18 protein-coding genes are annotated in these 18,342 nt (G+C 65.8%); 3 read left to right on the plus strand and 15 right to left on the minus strand.

Annotated elements, in window-relative coordinates; all coding sequences use genetic code 11:
- The first annotated feature begins 104 nt into the window (after window positions 1–104).
- Complete coding sequence (locus ACJRPG_RS10990) at window positions 105–719, plus strand: TetR/AcrR family transcriptional regulator (RefSeq protein ID WP_408000121.1); 615 nt, start codon at window positions 105–107, stop codon at window positions 717–719.
- On the opposite strand, the gene ACJRPG_RS10995 is transcribed toward ACJRPG_RS10990, so the two are convergent.
- Both ACJRPG_RS10995 and ACJRPG_RS11000 read right to left on the minus strand, forming a co-directional pair.
- Entirely contained in the window at window positions 720–1,802 is a 1,083-nt protein-coding gene (locus tag ACJRPG_RS10995) for a WD40/YVTN/BNR-like repeat-containing protein (protein WP_408000122.1), read from the minus strand.
- 1 nt (window position 1,803) lies between these two features.
- A complete protein-coding gene (locus ACJRPG_RS11000) occupies window positions 1,804–2,073 on the minus strand; it encodes a ubiquitin family protein (protein ID WP_408000123.1) in 270 nt (89 codons plus the stop codon).
- Window positions 2,074–2,160: 87 nt separating this feature from the next.
- On the opposite strand from ACJRPG_RS11000, the gene ACJRPG_RS11005 reads away from it, so the two are divergent.
- Window positions 2,161–2,478 (plus strand): hypothetical protein, encoded by a 318-nt coding sequence (locus ACJRPG_RS11005; protein ID WP_408000124.1) that lies wholly within the window; start codon window positions 2,161–2,163, stop codon window positions 2,476–2,478.
- On the opposite strand, the gene ACJRPG_RS11010 is transcribed toward ACJRPG_RS11005, so the two are convergent.
- Window positions 2,475–3,017: a carboxymuconolactone decarboxylase family protein gene (locus tag ACJRPG_RS11010; RefSeq protein ID WP_408000125.1), complete on the minus strand. Its 543-nt coding sequence runs from the start codon at window positions 3,015–3,017 to the stop codon at window positions 2,475–2,477. The genes ACJRPG_RS11005 and ACJRPG_RS11010 overlap by 4 nt on opposite strands.
- Window positions 3,018–3,127: 110 nt before the next feature.
- On the opposite strand from ACJRPG_RS11010, the gene ACJRPG_RS11015 reads away from it, so the two are divergent.
- A complete protein-coding gene (locus ACJRPG_RS11015; RefSeq protein ID WP_408000126.1) occupies window positions 3,128–4,087 on the plus strand; it encodes an AraC family transcriptional regulator in 960 nt (319 codons plus the stop codon).
- Here the strand turns inward: ACJRPG_RS11015 and ACJRPG_RS11020 are convergent.
- From ACJRPG_RS11020 to ACJRPG_RS11075, 12 genes are all read right to left on the minus strand, one after another.
- The gene (locus ACJRPG_RS11020) at window positions 4,015–4,296 is read right to left on the minus strand and encodes a 2Fe-2S iron-sulfur cluster-binding protein (RefSeq protein WP_408000127.1); all 282 of its coding nucleotides are present in this window, start codon (window positions 4,294–4,296) and stop codon (window positions 4,015–4,017) included. The two genes, ACJRPG_RS11015 and ACJRPG_RS11020, sit on opposite strands and share 73 nt — an antisense overlap.
- A gap of 18 nt (window positions 4,297–4,314) precedes the next feature.
- Window positions 4,315–5,274 (minus strand): polysaccharide deacetylase family protein, encoded by a 960-nt coding sequence (locus ACJRPG_RS11025; RefSeq protein ID WP_408000128.1) that lies wholly within the window; start codon window positions 5,272–5,274, stop codon window positions 4,315–4,317.
- Between the two features lie 7 nt (window positions 5,275–5,281).
- Entirely contained in the window at window positions 5,282–6,613 is a 1,332-nt protein-coding gene (locus ACJRPG_RS11030; RefSeq protein WP_408000129.1) for a phenylacetate--CoA ligase family protein, read from the minus strand.
- A gap of 32 nt (window positions 6,614–6,645) precedes the next feature.
- Window positions 6,646–7,758, minus strand: coding sequence for a glycosyltransferase family 4 protein (locus ACJRPG_RS11035; RefSeq protein ID WP_408000130.1), 1,113 nt, complete (start codon window positions 7,756–7,758; stop codon window positions 6,646–6,648).
- On the minus strand, window positions 7,755–8,987 hold the full coding sequence (locus ACJRPG_RS11040) for a TIGR04063 family PEP-CTERM/XrtA system glycosyltransferase (protein WP_408000131.1): 1,233 nt from the start codon (window positions 8,985–8,987) through the stop codon (window positions 7,755–7,757). The genes ACJRPG_RS11035 and ACJRPG_RS11040 overlap by 4 nt, the downstream gene beginning before the upstream one ends.
- Window positions 8,977–10,884: an XrtA/PEP-CTERM system amidotransferase gene (locus tag ACJRPG_RS11045; protein ID WP_408000132.1), complete on the minus strand. Its 1,908-nt coding sequence runs from the start codon at window positions 10,882–10,884 to the stop codon at window positions 8,977–8,979. The genes ACJRPG_RS11040 and ACJRPG_RS11045 overlap by 11 nt, the downstream gene beginning before the upstream one ends.
- A complete protein-coding gene (locus ACJRPG_RS11050) occupies window positions 10,869–12,011 on the minus strand; it encodes a glycosyltransferase (RefSeq protein ID WP_408000133.1) in 1,143 nt (380 codons plus the stop codon). The genes ACJRPG_RS11045 and ACJRPG_RS11050 overlap by 16 nt, the downstream gene beginning before the upstream one ends.
- Before the next feature lie 2 nt (window positions 12,012–12,013).
- Window positions 12,014–13,561, minus strand: coding sequence for an exosortase A (xrtA, locus tag ACJRPG_RS11055; protein ID WP_408000134.1), 1,548 nt, complete (start codon window positions 13,559–13,561; stop codon window positions 12,014–12,016).
- Window positions 13,558–14,799 carry a TIGR03087 family PEP-CTERM/XrtA system glycosyltransferase gene (locus ACJRPG_RS11060; protein WP_408000135.1) on the minus strand — a complete coding sequence of 414 codons (1,242 nt, stop codon included), beginning with the start codon at window positions 14,797–14,799 and terminating at the stop codon, window positions 13,558–13,560. The genes xrtA and ACJRPG_RS11060 overlap by 4 nt, the downstream gene beginning before the upstream one ends.
- A 3-nt stretch (window positions 14,800–14,802) precedes the next feature.
- The gene (locus tag ACJRPG_RS11065) at window positions 14,803–15,846 is read right to left on the minus strand and encodes a FemAB family XrtA/PEP-CTERM system-associated protein (RefSeq protein WP_408000136.1); all 1,044 of its coding nucleotides are present in this window, start codon (window positions 15,844–15,846) and stop codon (window positions 14,803–14,805) included.
- Window positions 15,843–16,700, minus strand: coding sequence for an XrtA system polysaccharide deacetylase (locus ACJRPG_RS11070; RefSeq protein WP_408000137.1), 858 nt, complete (start codon window positions 16,698–16,700; stop codon window positions 15,843–15,845). The genes ACJRPG_RS11065 and ACJRPG_RS11070 overlap by 4 nt, the downstream gene beginning before the upstream one ends.
- An 84-nt stretch (window positions 16,701–16,784) precedes the next feature.
- Entirely contained in the window at window positions 16,785–18,326 is a 1,542-nt protein-coding gene (locus ACJRPG_RS11075; RefSeq protein ID WP_408000138.1) for a TIGR03016 family PEP-CTERM system-associated outer membrane protein, read from the minus strand.
- Window positions 18,327–18,342 lie beyond the last annotated feature (16 nt).

Consider the following 18,342-nt stretch of genomic DNA (forward strand, 5'->3'; position numbering starts at 1 on the left):
GTGCGGCGGGAGAACAGTTTCATCGTTGTGTAAGCGTTAAATGTACACTACACAGTGTAGTTCCTATTTTTGGAAAAGTAAACTACCCGGTGTAAAATAACTGCATGAGCACCGATACCCCCCTGCGCCTGACCGACCGCAAGCGCGCCGCTATTGTTGAGGCTGCTATCGCCGAATTCCGCAGCAGCGGCTTCGAGGCGACCAGCATGGACCGCATTGCGGCCAGGGCCGGCGTGTCCAAGCGCACCGTCTATAACCATTTCCCGAGCAAGGACGAGCTGTTCGGGCAGATCCTGCGCGAGCTGTGGGAGTGCAGTGCGGCGCTCAACGCGGTGGCTTACGATCCGGCCCGGCCATTGAAGGAGCAGCTGACGGCGCTGCTGCAGCAGAAGATGGTGATGCTGCGCGATCCTTATTTCCTGGACCTGGCGCGGGTGGCGATTGCGGAAGCGATCCACACGCCGGAGCGCGCGCGCGATATGGTGGCGAAGCTGGGGGACAAGGAGGAAGGCGTTACCGCTTTCCTGCGCGCTGCGCAGCAGGACGGGAAGCTGAAGCCCGGCGACCCGCTCTTCCTCTCCCACCTGCTGCAAGGGCAGCTAAAGACTTTCGCCTTCTGGCCGCAGGTGGCCATGGGCCAGCCGCCGCTGGACGATGCGCAGCAGGAGCTCATCGTGCAAAACGCGGTCGGAATGTTCCTGAATTCCTACGGCGCCTGATCAGGCGAAGCGCACCGCATACACCGGCGGCAGCGTGGTGGACACCGTCTGCCATTGCGCGCCGCCATTCTCCGACAGCCAGACGCCGCCCGTGGTGGACGCCATCAGCAGGGTTTTACCATCATCGGCTACCGCCAGGCCATGGCGGTAGACCAGGTCATAACAGTGCTCCTGCGGCAGCCCGGCGCGCTCCGTGACGAAGTGGCCGCCGCCATCATTGGTGCGGTTGACCGCTAGCGCGGCATCGACCGGCACCCGCTGCTGGTCCGCCACCGCCGGTGCGAACCATGCGGTGCCGCCATCTTTCGGATGTGCCGCGACGGCGAAGCCGAAGCTCGACAGCGGCGCGTTGACTTCCTCCCAGCTCCTGCCGTTGTCGGCGGAGCGCCAGATGCCGCAATGATGCTGGCACCACAGGACATCCGGTTCGCCCGCGCAGCGCACAATGCGGTGTGGATCCTGCACTTCGCCGAGATCCTGCATCTCGGGCGGCATGTAGCGCGCGGCCATGCCCTTCGTGCGCAACTGCCAGCTCGCGCCGCCGTCTTCCGTCAGCCATGCGCCGCCGCAGGAAATGCCAACCAGTACGCTGCGGCTGTCGCGCGGGTCCACGCAGATGCTGTGGATGCCCGGCACGTCGTAACCGCCGCCGAACCATTGGCTGCGGCCTTCCACATTCCATAGCGATTCCACCAGCTGCCAGCTCTCGCCCCGGTCTTCCGAGCGGAACAGGCCACCGGGCAGCGTGCCGGCCCACAGCACGCCCGGCTGGTCCGGGCCGCCCGTTTCCAGGGACCAGATCTGGCGCAGCTTCCAGTCCGTTTTGTCTTCGCTGTCTTCCGGTTTTGCCGGGTAGACCGGCACCGCCACTTCCTTCCACTCGCCGCCCGCATCGCGGCGGTGCAGCTTGGCGCCGAAGTGGCCGAGGTTGAGCGCCGCGTACAGGGCGCCGTCGCGCGCATCGTGCAGCACCATCGATACCGGCTCGCCGTAGAAGTGCTTGTCCTGCAGTTGCCAGCCCTGGACGCTGCGTATCAGTTCGAACAGGCCCTTGCGGGTTGCAATGTATGCGCGGTCTGCCATGTCAGCCTCCTGAAAGAGCTTGCAAGATGTAGATGCGTGATTCGGGAAGGAGGGGATCGTCCAGCAGCACGCGGTCGCGCGAACGGCGGCCATCGATGAAGATGACCACGTTCTCGCGCAGGTGGCCCTGATCGTCGAGCACATAGGCGCCCAGCCGCGGATTATCGGCAAATGCCTCATCCAGCGCTGCGCGCAGCGTTGCGGCTGCCGTCTGCAGTTCGGGCACGGGCAGGAAGCGCGCCAGTTGTTGTGTAAAGGTGATGTGCGCCAAGGTCGTCTCCCCCAGGTGCAGCGATTCTAGCGCGGATTGCAGCTGGTTTGGCCTAAAATGAAATCAGGCGAACTTTGGGAGCCCGAGATGTCGATCAGCCAGCAGGACCTCGAAATACTGATGCACGAAGTCGAACAGGAAGACCCGATCGACTTTGCCGACCTGCCCTTCGACGAACAGGATTTGCGCAGCCTGGTGGCGAGCCACCTGTGCGAAATGGCGGACGCCATGGAGTCCTTCAGCGAGGAGGACAGGCGGCTTACGCTGCTGGCCGTATCGGCCAAGCTGGTGCTGGAAAATCTTGTATTGCATGTGCAGCTGCTGCGGCGCCACGGCCTGCCTTTGAACGAACAGACCGAGGCGCTGCTGTCCCGGCTCCGCAAGGGGCCGGGAGGTGAGGCTTAGGCTGCCGGCGCGGCCGGGAAGTCCACTGCGGTATCGTTCACACGGTTGAACAGGTTGGTGAAGGTGATGCTGGCGACGGCCAGCAGCACGTCCACAATCTGCGCATCGGTGACGCCTGCGGCCTGCACCGCACGCACTGCCGCTTCCGGCACCGTGCCGCTGGTAGTGACCAGCGTGTGAACGAAGTGCACCAGCGCATCGGTACGTGCATCGCCGGTTGCTTCGTCACGGCGCAGCGCAACCATGCTGTCCGCCGGAATGCCGGCCTTGCGGCCCGCCAGCGTGTGTGCGGCCAAGCAGTAGTCACAGCCTGCGCGCTGGCTGACGGCCAGCTTCACAGCTTCGATATCCTTTGCACTCAGGCTGCTTTTACGCAGCGCGCCATCCAGGTTCAGTGCCGCTTCCAGTGCTACGGCGCTGTTATTGCCGATTGCAGCGTAAGCGTTCGGCACCATGCCGATGGCTTTGCGGATGCCGGCGAAAACTTCTGCTGCGTGGCCGGTGGCTTGTTCTACGGGCTGGTTGAAAAGACGGCTCATGATTTTGCTCCTTCAAAGTGTTTGTCGATGGAAGAAGTCTATGCCTTCACGATGAATGTTTGAATGCTCAAACTGATCTATAATTTGCTCATTCGTCTCACGAGTGCATTATGGACACCCTCAGCCGCCTGCTGTCGCTTTACCCGGTAGATACCGTCATCAATATCCGCTGCCACTTCCGGGCCCCATGGCTGCTGGATCTTCCGGCTTCCGGGCGCGGCACCGCGCGCTACCACCTGCTGGCCGGCGGCGAAGCGGTGCTGGAAGGCGATGACGGCAGTGAGATCGCCCTGCAGGCCGGCGATGCGCTGGTGTTCCCGCATGGCGGTGCGCACCGCATCCGCAGCCTCGGCGAAGGCGCCCCCCTCCCGAAGCACGAGCATCAGGCGAGCCATGGGCTTGCAGTGCACGAGACGGGAGGCGACGGCTCGGCCAGCGACATCCTGTGCGGCGAATTCCACTTCGGCGCCGGCAGCGAGGCGCTACTGGCGGCATTGCCGGACGTGCTGGTAGTGCGCACCGCCGGCCAGCCCGCGGTGGCGGGATTGCGCAGCCTGATCGCCATCCTGCAGGAAGAAGCGGTGGCGGAGCGGCCCGGTTCCAGCGGCGTTTTGCAGCACTTGTCGGCCGCGCTGTTCGCGCTGATGCTGCGGGCATGGATGGAGCAGACTTCCGGCGCCAGCGGAATCCTTTCCGTGCTGGCGGAGAAGCGGCTGCAGCCCGCACTGCAAGGCATGCTGGCGGCGCCAGGCAGGGACTGGACGCTGGAGACCCTGGCTGCCGCATGCCACCTGTCCCGCGCCACTTTTGCCCGCCTGTTCAGTGCAGCGGCGGGCGTTCCGCCGGCGACCATGCTTACGCATATCCGCATGACGCAGGCCGCGCAATTGCTTTCCCAGCGGCGCCTTGGTGCGGCCGCAGTAGGAGAGCTGGTGGGCTATCAGTCAGAGGCGGCTTTCCACCGCGCCTTCCACCGCCACCACGGCGTGGGACCGGGTCAATTCCGGCGCGCGGCCGGTGCAAACAAGGTGAGATCGGATTCCGCCACGGCCACGCAGGGCAGCACGTAGCCTTCGCGCTTTTCGTCGAAGCTCAGGCCCGGCCAATCAATGAGATAGCGCACGGCGCCGCCGGCGGACTGGCAGAAGCAGGTGCGGCAGGTGCCATTGCGGCAGGAACTGGGCAGGCGGATGCCAGCCGCTTCGGCAGCTTTGAGCAAGGTTTCGCCGTCCGGCGCGTCGAACTGCCAGCCCTGGGGCATGATGGTGATGCGGTGCATGCCGCGATGGTAGCAGCATCAGGCCATCGGCGCGCGGCGCAGCATATTGGCGGCGAGACGCAGCAGAAAACGGCCCGGGCTGCGGTCCCAGGGCGTGAAGCGCGGCAGCTGGTACAGGTCAGGCGCGCGGCGGCAGCTGCCCCATGCGGTTGATACCGCGCCCCTGAATCCCAGTTCCCGCACCAGGGCCACATGCTCAGCGCTGTAATCCTGCCGAGGCTTGCCGTTCGGGTAAGCGAACATGGCGACGTCCGCGCCAATCAGCTGCTGCAGCTTGTTGCGGCCCTCCTCGATCTCGCGTTTCGCTGCGGCCAGCGGCAGGCGCGCGAGGATCGGGTGGCGCAGCGTATGCGCCCCCACCCCCATGCCGCAACGGTGCAGCTGGCGCACCTGGGCGCTGCTCATCATGAGCTTTTCCGGCAGCGTGCAATCGGTCAGTTCCGCCAGCCGCCGCACCTGCACGCTGCGCTGTGCCATGGGCAGGTATTTCAGCTTGTCCAGCAAGGCGCCAATGGCGTGCTGGCGGTCGGCCAGCGAATCCAGGGGAAACTGGCCGTAGCCAAGCCGCCGCGCGTCGAGCATGCCGGATGGCGCCCGCCGCACCACCTCGATCACGCAGTCATTCCACATGCGGCCGCCGTCCAGGAAGCCGGAAGCGATGAAGAAGGTAGCGTGCAAGCCATGCCTGCGCAGCAGGGGCAGCGCCAGTTCGGCGTTATCGGCATAGCCGTCGTCGAAGGTGATGCAGGCGGCGCCTGGCGGCAAGGCGCCCTCCCGCATCAGCTCAACCGCCTCGTGCAGCGGCAGCACTGTGAAGCAGGACTTCAGGATCTTCAGCTGGCGGTCGAAGGTCTCCACATCCACTTCGCTGGGAAACAGCGGATCGCGCCGCCGCAGCACGCGGTGATAGATCAGGATTGCGGGTGCGGCGCGCCCGCCGCGCGACAGCATGGAGAACGCCGCACGCTGCGCCGCCATGCTTCCCTCAACCATTGGCCGGCCTCACTTTGCTGACCACGTAGCGGAATTTTCCCGACAGTTCAGGCGTGATCGCTGCCACCTGATGCACCTGCACGGCTACCTGCTGACCCAGGCGGGCCTTGAACCCGTGTTCGATATGCTGCTGCAGCGGTGGCGCAAGCGGCGCGTCGAGCACCACCTGAACATTGGTGTGCGCAATGCTTTCCTGCGTGATCTTGAAAGCCTTCACCTGCGGCAGTTCGCGCAGCACATACACCAGCGACAGGCCGTGCATGACCGTGCCGTCATGAGCGATGACGAAATCCGTGCTGCGTCCCTGGATCTCTTCCAGCAGCGGCAGGCCGCGGCCGCAGCCGCATTGCCGCTTGCTGAGCACACCGATGTCGCCGGTGCGGTAGCGGATGAAGGGGAAAGAGGCCGTGGCCAGGTGCGTGACCACGATCTCGCCCGGCCGGCCCTCCGCAACCGGCTCGCCGCATGCGTCCACCGTTTCCAGAATGATGTCCTCCGCGCTGATGTGCATGCCGCCATGCGGGCATTCGTGCGCGATGAAACCTGCATCGCGGCCGCCGTAACCGTTTGCCACCGCGCAGCCGAAGACCTGCGCAATCTGTTCGCGCTGTTCGGCGTACAGTCTTTCCGCCGTCACGAAGGCGACCCGGATTCCCAGGTCGTCCATGCGCTGTCCTTTTGCCGCCGCATGCCGGGCGATATGCGAGAGCGCCGATGGATAGCCGAACAGCATGCGCGGACGCCGCGCACGAATACTGAGCAGGAAACCGTCCAGCCGCTCCGGCGACATCTCGAAGGCAGGCAGGAGCCAGGTTCTCAGCAGCCGGTCGCGCAGGCCGCGCAGCCGGTCCTGGGCCCCAAGCTCGATCGGCGAGCCCCAGACCACGATCTCCGGATCGCCGATATCGACGCCCCACCAGCGCGTGGCGCGCCATTTCGCCGCAACGTCGTGGCTGATCCGGTCGCGGCCGACGTAGAACACGAGCGGCTCGCCGCTCGACCCCCCGGTGTTGTAGCGCAGCAGCCTGCGTGCAGTATCGGCCCTCATCTGCTCGCGATGCGACCGGATAGTGGCCTTGTCGAGCAAGGGCAATGCAGGGAGGTCTTCAAGCGTCATGAAATCACGCTGCGGTTCGAAGTCCAGGCTGCGGAACAGGTCGCGGTAATAAGGCACATGCACCGCCGAGTGGACCAGCAATGCGCGCAGGCGCTCGAGCTGGAGCGCGCGCAATTGCGCCGGCTGCCAGTACTGCGACGCTTCGAGCTGCTTGCGCCGGCTGACGGTGTCATGCCGCTTCGCCCACTCGTGAAACGGGAACATCATTTGCGCCACGAGCGCCGTGTAGGGGCGCATCCTCATGGCCGGTTCACCATGGCGGTGCCGCAGCGGGCCGCCACGGCGCGTTCATAGACTTCGATCAGGCGCGGGCGCACACCGGCCCAGGTGTAGCGCTGCACGTCGCGCAGCGCTGCCTGGCGGATGGCTCCGTACAGCGCTGCATCGTCCAGCAGGCGTGCAACCGCCTGCGCCATGGCCACCGGCGACTGCGGCGGCACCAGCAACGCCGTGCGTTCATGCTCGATGAGGTAGGGCACGCCGCCGACAGCACTGCTCACTACCGGCACGCCGCTGGCCATGGCTTCCAGCACGGAGTTGGGCATATTGTCGGCCAGGCTGCAGTTGAGCATGACGTCAGCCTTGCGGTACAGCGCGGCCATGCCGTGATGCGCCAGGGGGCCGGTGAAGGTTACGGATGACGTAATTCCCAGCTCGGCCGCCAGCGCTTCCAGCTGCTGCCGCTGCGGTCCGGTACCGGCGATGAGCAGGGTGGCGCGGTGGTGCGTTTTCTTCAGGAGTGCCAGTGTCCGCAGCGCAGTGGCATTGTCGTAGATGGCCTCCAGGTTGCGCGCTATCAGCAGGCAAGGCGCCTGCCTTGCCGCCGGCACCAGCGAGCGTTGCGGAAAGCGCGCCAGGTCCACAACGTTCGGCACCACTTCGGACGGCATGCCGTGACGCGCAAAGATCGCCTCCAGGAAGCCGGATGGCACAATCAGCCTGTCGCTGCGGCGCATGGTGAAGCGGACGATGCGCGCCGAGCGCGCGAGGAAGGATTCCGCTTCTCCGCCGCGGTAGTTCACGATCACGGGAATGCCGCGCAGCCGCCCGGCCCAGATTGCAGGCGCCGCGAACAGGTGCCAGGACCAGCCGGAGTTCGCCATCACATGCAGCATCTGGACCCGCCCCGCCACCTGCCACAAGTGCCACAGGTAGGGGAACAGGCGCACCACGGCGCGCAACATGCGTATGCGCCCGGTCCATGCGGGACGGTATGGCGCATTGCATTGCACCGTTTCGACAAGATAGCCCTCGGCGCGCAGCAGGGCGGCCAGCTGGAGCGTCTGGTTGGCAATGCCGCCCGAGGGCGGCGGCAGGGGACCGGCGAGACCGATGCGCAGTACTGGATTCATGAGACCCTCGTTTGCAGCGCGCGCGCGTAAATCTCCTGGTACACCGCCGCGCTGCCGGCCCAGGTGCGTTCCGCCTCCACATAGCGGCGCGCCCGGTCGCGCAGCATCGGCCATTGCCACGGCGCGTCCAGCAATTCCACTACTTTTTGCGCAAGATCGGCGGCGTCGCCCGCTTCGAACAGGATGCCGGTGCGGCCATCCTGTATCAGTTCGCGGTGGCCGCCCACATTGGAGGCCACAATCAGCTTGCCCTGGGCCATGGCCTCCAGGGGTTTGAGCGGTGTCACCAGTTCGGTCAGGCGCATGCGCAGGCGCGGATAGCACAGCACATCAATGAGGCTGTAGTAGCGGTGCACCTCGTCGTGCGGCACCTGGCCGGTGAATACCACATAGCGCTCCAGCCCCAGCGCCACAGTCTCGCGGCGTAATGCCGCCTCCTGCGGTCCCCCGCCCACCAGCAGCAGGCGCAGTTCCGCATGGCGGGCCAGCATGGCGGGCAGTGCGCGCAACAGCAGCAGCAGGCCTTCGTAGGCGTAGAAGGAGCCGGCAAAGCCGATCACCGTGCAGCCCTCCAGGCCCAGCGAGCGCGCCGAAGGCAGGTCGCTCTGGCGCTGCGGCATGAAACTGGCGATATCCACGGCGTTGGGCACAACCCGGACTTTATCGGCAGGCAGGCCGCGCTCAATCAGCTCGCCGCGCAGGCCCTGGCAGATGGTGGCCGTGCCGGCACTGCGCTTGAGTGCCCAGGTTTCCAGTCCGCGCGTGAGCCAGTAGCGCGGCCCCCAGCGGCGGCTGGTGCCGTGGTCCAGCGCCGCGTCCTCCCAGAAGGCGCGCACCTCGTACACCACCGGCAGATGCAGGCGGCGCCCGGCCGCCAGCGCGGCAACGGCATTCAGGACCGGGGAATGGGCATGCAGGACGTGGGGCCGCGTTTCCCGGCTGATTTCGATGATGCGGCGCGCCAGCTGCCAGATCAACAGCACATGCCCGATCACCGGCAAGCGGCTGGCGTGGCCATTCAGGGGCGCGCAGCGGTAGAAGGCGATGCCGTCGACCAGCGCCTCCGGATAATCGGCGCCGCCCTGCTTGGCGCTTGTAAGATGGAAGGTGTCCCATCCGAGCGCGCGCTGGGCGCGGATGATGGCGCTGGTCCGCATTGCGTAGCCGCTCATCAGCGGCACCGAGTGGTCCAGCACGTGCAGGATGCGTAAGGGCTGATCATTTTGCATAGGCGTTCCCCAGTTCCTTGCGCAGGAAGGCGTCGAACATCAACAGGGTCCAGATCGGCGCGCTGAAATCGCGCCGCCCGGAGAGGTGCTGGGCTGCCAGCTGGTGCAGGTAATCGCTGCGGAAGATGCCGGTCGAGAGCAGGCCATTTCCGGTCAGGGCCTGGCAGACCCGCTCGCGCAGCGGGCCGCGGAACCACGCCGCGAGCGGCACTGCAAAGCCCTGCTTGCGGCGGTAAAGGATGTTGTGCGGCAGGTGTCCCGTCATCGCACGCTTGAAAATGTGCTTGCCTTCGCCCCCCCGCAGCTTGAAATGCGGCGGCAGCGTAGCTGCCCACTCCACCAGCTCATGGTCCAGCAGGGGCGACCGTACTTCCAGCGCATGCGCCATGCTGGCGCGGTCGACCTTGGTCAGGATATCGCCCGGCAGATAGGTCTTGATGTCGAGGTACTGGATCAGCGACAGCGGATCGTCGAGCTTTGCCGTGCTGGCATGCGCACGCAGCACATCCGCCGCGCGGTAGCCCTGCAGGCTGGCGCGGAAGGACGGCGTGAAGAGCTGCTCGCGCATGCTGTCGCTCATCAGGGACACGCCGTGGAAGTAGCCGTCCACCAGATCGCGCGCCAGTGACTCGAAAGTGCTGCGCGCGCGGAAAATGCGCGGCGCCCAGTCGGCTTTCGGATACAGCTTGCCCAGCACGCCGAACAGCGGCCGCCTCGCCACGGCAGGCATAAGGCGCCGCAGCCGTTCCTCCGCCACCGCGTACCGGTAGCGGCGGTAGCCTGCGAAGCTTTCGTCGCCGCCATCGCCCGACAGGACGACCGTGACCCGCTGCCGCGCCAGCTGGCAGACGCGGTAGGTAGGAATGGCGGAACTGTCCGCATAGGGCTCGTCGTACAACGCCGCCAGCGTATCGATCAGCGCGTAATCGTCGGTATCCACGGTTTGCACGTAGTGCCGGGTGCCGTACTGCCGCGCCACCTCGGCGGCGTATGGCGACTCGTCGTAGGCCTTGTCCGCGAAAGCGATGGAGCAGGTGTTGACGGGCGTGCTGCTTACGCCGGCCATCAGGGCAACCACGGCGCTCGAATCGACGCCGCCGGACAGGAAGGCGCCCAGCGGAACTTCCGCGATGAGGCGCATGCGCACCGCATCGGACAGGCGTTCCACCAGCTCCTGCCGCGCTTCGTCCTCGCCCAGCCGGGTATTCTGCTGGAAGGAGACGTCCCAGTAGCGCTGCGGCTGCGCCAGCGGTTCGAACATCTGCTGGGTGAGCCGGTAGCCGGGCGGCAGTTTTTCCACCGACTGGAAAATGGTGCGCGGCTCGGGAATGTAACCGTAGGCGAAATAGTCTTCGATGGCCTGCGGCGCCATGGCGCGCGACAGGCCGGGCAGCGCCAGCAGCGATTTGAGCTCGGAGCCGAACGCGAACATGCCGTCCGGCCGCATGGTATAAAACATGGGCTTCACGCCCAGCCGGTCGCGCGCGATGAACAGGCAGCGGCGGTTGCGGTCCCACAGGCCGAAGGCGAACATGCCGCGGAAGTGTTCAACGCAGGCTTCGCCCCACTGCTCCCAGGCGTGCACGATCACTTCCGTGTCGCTGCGGGTACGGAAGCGGTGGCCGTGTTCCAGCAGTTCGGTGCGCAGCTGCTGGAAGTTGTAGATCTCGCCGTTGTAGCAGACCAGAACGCTGCCGTCTTCGTTCGCCAGCGGCTGCTGGCCAAGCGATATATCGATGACGGAAAGCCGCCGGTGGCCGAAGGCCAGGCCGGGCTCGCAGTGAATGCCGCTTTCGTCGGGGCCGCGATGGCGCTGGGTATCGTTCATGTGCCGCACCAGTGCGGCATCGATATCGCGCTGCCCACGGGTGTCAAACAGGCCTACAATTCCACACATTGCGGCACCATCCTTTCCGCGCGCAGCTTGCGCGCGCACAGTGCGTCATACATGGCGAGATAGGCATCGGCAGAGGCCTGCATCGAGCGCTCTTCCGCAGCCTGCCTTGCCGCCCAGGCGTGCTGCCGTGCCAGCCATGGCGTGCAGAGATAGCGCTCGATGGCGGAGGCCAGCGCCTGGGCGTTGCCCGGCCCGACCAGCGTTCCCGAAACGCCATCTTCGACCAGTTCCGGCACACCGCCTACCCGGCTGGCGACGATGGGCAGTCCGCATGCCATCGCCTCCAGCACTGCGCCCGGCGTACCTTCCGCGAGCGAGGGCAGCACAAACACCGTCATCTGCTGCAGCAAAGGCAACACATCCGCCCGCGACACGATCGAGCAAAGATGCGCGACACCGCGCCGTTGCGCGCGCAGGCGCAGCTCGCGCAGGCATGGGCCGCCGCCGACGATAATGAGCCGCACCGCGGCAACACGCTGCTGCAGCAGGGCCAGCGCATCGATCAGCGTTGCCTGGTCTTTCACAGGGTCCAGGCGCCCTACCGTGCCCACCACGGCGCCGGCGCCGCCACGGTCAGGCCGGGGCATGAAGCGGTCGGTATCGACACCGTTCGGCAGGAAACGGCTGCGCCCCGCCGGCACGCCGACGCATTCACGGTTCCACGCTTCCATGGCGCGGGAGTTGGCGTAGCAGCAGTCGTAGAAAGGCACCAGGCAGCGGCGCAGCAGGCGGTGGCGCGTGCGTTCGCCCTGCAGGTCTTCGGCCTCGCGTCCGTGGGCGCCGTTGATACGCACCGGCACACCGGCAGCAAGGGCGGTCACGCCATATTCCATCGCAGACAGGTTGTAGGTATGCAGGACCGCAGGCCGAAGGTGGCGCAGCAGGCGCCACAGCTTCACATGCGCGGCAAGGCCAAGGCCGGGCTGCTTACCCAGGTCGTAGATGGCCACGTCGCACCGCTTCAGGCGTTTGACAAATTCCCTGTCGGTTCCAGCCAGGCTCACAACGGTATGGCGATAGCGTTCCTCGGGTATGCGGTTCAGGCGTTCGGTCAGCTGGACCTCCATGCCGCCCAGCGCGTAGCGGTAGATCAGGTGAACGATCAGTGGAGGGTTCGTGGTCTGCATCGTTATTCCCTGTCGTTGGCACGCACGGCCGCATGCAGCGCGTTCAACTGCGGTGCAAGCAGGGCACGCAGCACTGCACGTGCCGCGGCCTTGTCTTCATCCATCGGAGCAAAGGCCACGAGAATGGCGCCGTCACCGTGGCCCGACTGCAGGCGCAGCCGCATCTGCTGCAGCTTGGCACGGTAGTCGCCCGCTTCCAGCGCATCGCCGACCACATACCACTGCCAGGCCAGCAGGCGGTCCTGGCCGGCTATCGTCACTTCGCGTATGGGGAGCGTGGTACCGGCGATCCGCTCCGCGCGGTACGCCGTGCTGGTTTCGTGCCAGGCGGCGCGCTGGCCGGTAAGCTTGTTGATGGAACTGACAAGGCGGCCCTTGCCTCCATCGCGGTAGTAGTACACCAGCAGGCCTGCCGGATCAGGTGTACCCTGGAACTGGCGCAGCGTGGCGCTGGCCGGACTGAACGCAGGCAGCCATTCGGTGAAGGGAGCGGTGAACGGATGCACGGGCGGCAGTGCCGCCAGCAAGGCCGGTGGCGGGGCGCTCTGGCGCCGCTGCAGCTGCCAGGCATAGGCGGGCCAGGCGGCGACAGCGAGCGCTGTGCAGGCTATGGCCAGCAACTGCGGCTTGCGGCGGGCAGCTGTCCGCGCCTTGGCAGGAGCGCGGGCCATGCGTTCTTCGTCCGGCTGCTGCCAGATGCGGCCTGTCCAGAACAGCGCCGCCATCAGCAGGCCGAAGAAAACCCAGCCGTACAGCACATGGTCGATACCGACTGCCAGCTGCATGCCGCTGCTGTGGCCTATCATCACGATCATATAGGCCCGCACGCCGTTGGCCAGCACCGGCAAGGCCATCGAGGCCAGGATGAATGCAGCCCGGCGCCGCCAGCTGCGATAGGTGAGGTAGCCGTAGAGGCTTCCCAGCGTGACCGAGGAAATCAGGTAGCGCAGGCCGCTGCAGGCTTCGACCACCGACCAGTCGCCGGTGGGAATGCTGAAGTTGTTTCCCTCCCGGATGACGGGTATGCCGCTGAGGCGCAGCGCATCGACCGTGAAACTCGCCGTCAGCTCGATCAGCGGATTGATCAGCGTTTCGCCGGCAGGCACGGCAAACAGCATGAACAGCAGCGGAAAAGCAATGGCCCGTGCAATGGGCATGCCGAATACAGCGGGAACGGCAAGCACCAGCATGAAGGCCAGCATGTATTGCCGCACAATTCGTACATCCCCCAGTGTGGCGAGCAGCCACATTGCACCGCATAGCGCAATGGCTGCCGTCGCGGGCCAGCAGCTCGAGAACGGCAGCCTCGCCAGCAGGTCCCGGCGGCGCCATACCAGGCCTGCGCTGATCGGCAGGATCAGGTAGCAGTGCGCGAAGGTGCCGGAACGGCTCCAGATGGCGACGATCGAGCGCGCCGTCTCGGCATAGACCAGCGGCACCAGGGCAATCACGCCGAATCCCAGCAAAAGAATGGCCCGGCTACGGCCGCGCGGCCCGGCATTGCGTGCGGGTGCATGCCGGTGCAGCGGCATTGGCGCAGGCGCCGTCATGCTCCGCTCCATGTGCGGGCGCTGCCATCCATCTTCCATTGGTCTTCCAGCAGCTCCGCAAGGCCGGACAGGCGCGCCTGCCAGCCGTAGCTCATTTCGGCACGGCGGCGCGCGGCGCGGCCGATGGCCGCGAGCGAGGCAGGCGGCAGTTCCAGCGCCGCCCTGAGCATGCCCACTAATTCGTCGGCGCTGTGCGCCAGCAGCAATTCCATGCCCGATTCGGCATCGATTCCCTCCAGCGCCGGAGGCGTAAGGATGACGGGTTTCGCCATTGCCATCGCCTCCAGCACCTTGGTCTGCACGCCACGCGCCACCCGCATCGGCGCCACCGAGATAACGGCGTGGGCAATATAGGGCCGCACGTCCGGCACGGCGGCGGTGACTGACACGCCGGGCAAGGCAGCAAGGGCCTTCACCTGCGGCGTGGGCCGTGCGCCGACGATCCAGAAAGTGACCTCCGGATGCTTGCTGCGCACTCCGGGCAGTATCTGCTGCGCAAACCAGGTAGCCGCGTCCGCGTTGGGCCAGTAGTCCATGGCGCCGCAGAACACCAGCGGCTGGGTGCCCTGCGGGTAAGGATTGTCATAAGCGCGTTTGGGCGACAGGAAGGCCGTGTCAACGCCGCTGCACAGGACATGGGTGCGCCCTGCCGCCTCCGGCGCGAGGCGGCGAAACAGGTTCACTTCAGCTTTCGATATGAACAGCGCTGCATCGCAGGCCATGGCCATTTTCTGCTCATAGCGCAACAGGCGAATGGCCTCATAGCGGTACATGAGCGACGCCGGCCAGCGCCTGCGTTCGGCGAACTGGCGCCATTTGTCGGAATCCACATCGCAGAAATCGACTACCCTGCGGGCAGCAGGATAGTCCGCCAGGTACTGCCCCATTGGCGACGAGAACGCGACCATACGTGCAATTCCGTGCTGCGACACGGTGTTGCGCACCCATTCGCGCATGGCGGGCCGCCGGTAGTAGTGCAGGGACAGGGATTCGTTGCGCAGCACCGCTCCCGCACAACGCATGCGTGCGAGCCCGGGGCGCAGGCGTTCGAAATGGGTGGACGTGCAGCTTGCCTCCACCTGGGGAATATGGGGAATGTCGGCCTTGTCGTCGATGAACGCCCCCAGATGGACGCGGTAGCGGCGCGCAAGGAACAGCAGCAGCTGCCAGGTGCGGATCTTGTCGCCCTTGTTGGGCGGGAATGGCAGGCGCGGAACGAGCAGCAGCAGGTCGTCCATGGCCTACCCCAGGTTCCGCGCGATATGCGGACCGATAAGGTTCGCCAGCGAAAGCGGCATGCGCCGCCATGCGCGGATGGCAAGCTGGTAGCGCGGGTTGAACGGATTCAGGTTCGGCACCTCGTTGCGGCCGTTAAGCCACCATGCATATGGCAGCGGTGAAGCGGAGAAGCCCCAGTTCTTCTTGAAATCGAAGGCGCCGGTGCCTGCCTTGCTGCGCCCGAAGTCGAACACGGTGCAGCCGCGTTCCACGGCGGCCTGCATCAGGGTCCAGTACATGAAGTCATTGGCCCCGCAAGCACGTGCTGCGGCGATGCCGCCACCGTAGTACGGCAGCACTTCATCGCGGAAGTAGAAGCTGAGCACCGCGGACATGGTCTTGCGCTGCCGCGAAATCACGCGGATTTCGCAGTCTTCGCCGAACTCCTTCTTCAGCAGCTGGAAGTAGCGGCGCGACAGCACCGGGGTGCCGAGGTGATGGACGCTGGCCGAATAGGCGCCGAAAAAGGCTTGGGTGTCGTCCTCAACGCTGCTCCCGAGTCCGGCGCTGAAGCTCTTTCGCAGCACGGCCCGCTGCTTGCGGGGAATGGCGGCAAAGTTAGCGTCGTTGTCGGCGCTGATCTGCTTGCGGAAGGTGTAGTAGAGATCTTTCTGCGCCCAGCCGGCCGATTCGGCGGCATGCGCACTGTGACGCAGCTCCAGGTGCCGTGCGCCGATGCGGCAGGCCAGCGACTGCGCTGCTTCGACCAGCACGCGGCGCGCGGCGCGGCAGCTGCCCGCCACGCCGCCGTAGACGCAGAAGGGCAGCGACACCAGCCCGTGACCGAACAGGCGGCTGCGCATCTCCGCCATCGGCAGGATGGCGCGGATCTGGCCTTCCTGCTCCACATAGTAGAACCAGGTGCGGTGGCCGAATGCCTCCTCGATCACCGTTTGCCAGCCCGACCGGTGAAAGAATGTGGCATCCTCCGTTTGCTGGACGAATGCGTCCCAGCGGCGGCGTTCCACCATGTCGGAACCCAGCAGGCGCAAAGCGGGCATGCTCATGACGGCTCCAGGAACAGGCGGTCCATGCGCTGCCACGGGAAATCGCGCAGCAGGGCGCGCAGCCGGGGCTCGGTGCGATGCAGGTTCAGGTAGTGGCGGAAGCGCGCCTTGAGCGGTGCCTGGCGCTGGCGCGGCTGGGCGGGGTCGATCTCCCAGGGATGGAAGTAGAACACAGCCGGCTTGCCGTCCGCCTCATTCACGCGGCGGATCAGGCTTCGCGACAGTACATAGGGCAGCAGCCTGAAATAGCCGCCGCCACCGGCCGGCAGCTTTTGCCGCATCAGCAGCGCGGTGCTGATTGGTATTTCGAGCAGGCTGCTGTTACGGAAGCGGAATGGAAAGCGTGGCGCATCCGGCATGCCGTAATGGTCATGGCGGATCGGGTAAATGCTGGAGCTGTAGCGGTATCCTGCGGCTTCCAGTGCCTGCAAGGCCCACAGGTTGCCGCTGCCGATCGAGAAACTGGGCGCGCGGTAGCCGCGCACACACTGGCCGCAGGCATCTTCGAGTATGGCCTTGCTCAGGACGATATCACGGCTGAATTCCTGCATGGTCTGTTCCGACGCGCGCCGGTGCGCATAGCCATGGCTGGCGATTTCGTGGCCGGCTTCCGCGATCCGCCGCACCATCCTCGCGTTACGTTCGGCCACCCAGCCCAGCGTGAAGAAGGTAGCGGTGGCGCCGGCGCCGGCAAACAGGGCGAGGATCCGGTCTACATTGCGCTCTACCCTGCTCTCCATGCCGGCCCAGGCTTCGCGGCGGATATGCGCTTCGAATGCCGAGACCTGGAAATAGTCTTCGACATCGACCGTCATCGCGTTGGATATCGCCGGTGCTGGAGAAGCGGCAGGCATTGCGGTGCTCCCGGAAGGATGCGCAGCGTTCATTCTTTCATTGCAGCGCCCACCGCGTTCTGCGCAATGTCAAACTCTGCCGGGTCAGAAGCTTGCGGCGAGACTGGCGGCGATGGCATGTTCACGCACCGGGCGGGGGTCGAGTGCCGAACGGGTATGCAGCATGCGCAGCTCAATGGTGCCGGTCAGCCTTGGCTGCAGGCGGCTGCTCAGGAACAGGCGCAGGCTCGCGTGACGCGCAGGGTCCGGCAAAGCGCCGGCGAAGGACTCGTTGAAGTTCGCCGCCAGGCTGATATGGCTGCGGCTTGTGAGCGTGTAGTCCACGACCGCCGTCGCACCGCGCTGGCGCACCTTGTCGTTGACCAGTCCTCCGCTGCTGCCCAGCAGGACGCTGTCGGCCTGGAACAGGGACAGCGCCTCGCGCCGGCTGTGGAAAACGCTCAGGAGCGCCGTGGTGCGCGCGAGCTGCAGTCCCGCGGATGCCTGGAACTGCCGTTGCAGCATATAGCGGTTGGTGAAGTAGTTGACGCTGTCCGGCAGCGAACGTGGCAGGCCGCTGGCGCGGATGTAGGCCTCGACGGCAATGGCGCGCTGCACCGGGTCGGGAAAAGCCGGAATGAAGAGGCGGTTCAGCATGGCGGCCGTATCCACGGCGGAAGGCAGCAGGAACTGCGAGCGCGTGGTCGTGACATCGTCGCTGTAACTGATGTTCCAGACGGTATGGCGGCTGCGGTGGCTGCCGGCGAGGAAGTAACTGTTGCCGTAGTAGCGCCGCCCGCCGGACACGGTGAGGCTGGTGCGCGGCGATGGCTGCCAGGCGAAACCGGTCGACCATGAGGCGCCCTGCGTGTCGCTGCCCATGCTTTCGTAGTCGAATTTATCGTAGCCGCCGCCAAGGGTCCAGCTCAGCTCCGGCGTGAGCGTGTAGCGAAGGGAGAGATTGGCGAAACGGCTGGAGGATGGCGGCGCAATGCTGTCGTCCAGATGCTGGCTGCTCAGGGCCAATGTCCAGCCTATACGCCGGAATACCCCACCGCTGGCCAGCGTCAGGTTCAGGGTATCGGCCGTGCTGCGCCCGAAACCGAGGTTATCGCTGTCCACCATATCGTGGGCGTAGCGCAGCTTGGCCGTCGCAAAGGCGCCAAACGCATAGCGAATGTAGGGAGAGACGCGGTAGCTGCGCACCTCGTTCCGGTTGTCGCTCGCGTATCCGTTGCCAGGCCCCGCCAGCAAGGGCGTAACCGGCTGCTGCGAGATCGATGCGGAAGCATCGAGAAACAGCAGGTCACTAAGCACTTCCGCCAGCGCGGCCGCATCCAGCTGCTGCGTAAAGCGGTCGGTTCCGCTGACCCGGTCGCGGGCGTACTCATAAAGATGCCCCTGCCATGAAGCGTTGAACTGCAGGCGCGGCGTGCGGTCGCTGACGACGAGGCTGGGCGCCAGCTCCATCACGAACTGGCCGGTGCCCTGCCCCGCGGGGCGCAGGTTCACATTATCCGAGTAGCTGAGCCGCCCGGATATGCCCGGCGTGACGCTCCATTCGCCACGCGCGGCGGGCGCCAGGAGCAGGGCGGCGACTGTGCATGCTTTGCGCACGCTCAAGGGCAATATGGTCATTTCTGCCATCGTTAATCTCATGTGG

This window comes from Pseudoduganella rhizocola, from assembly GCF_045984285.3.
Classification (GTDB): domain Bacteria; phylum Pseudomonadota; class Gammaproteobacteria; order Burkholderiales; family Burkholderiaceae_D; genus Rugamonas.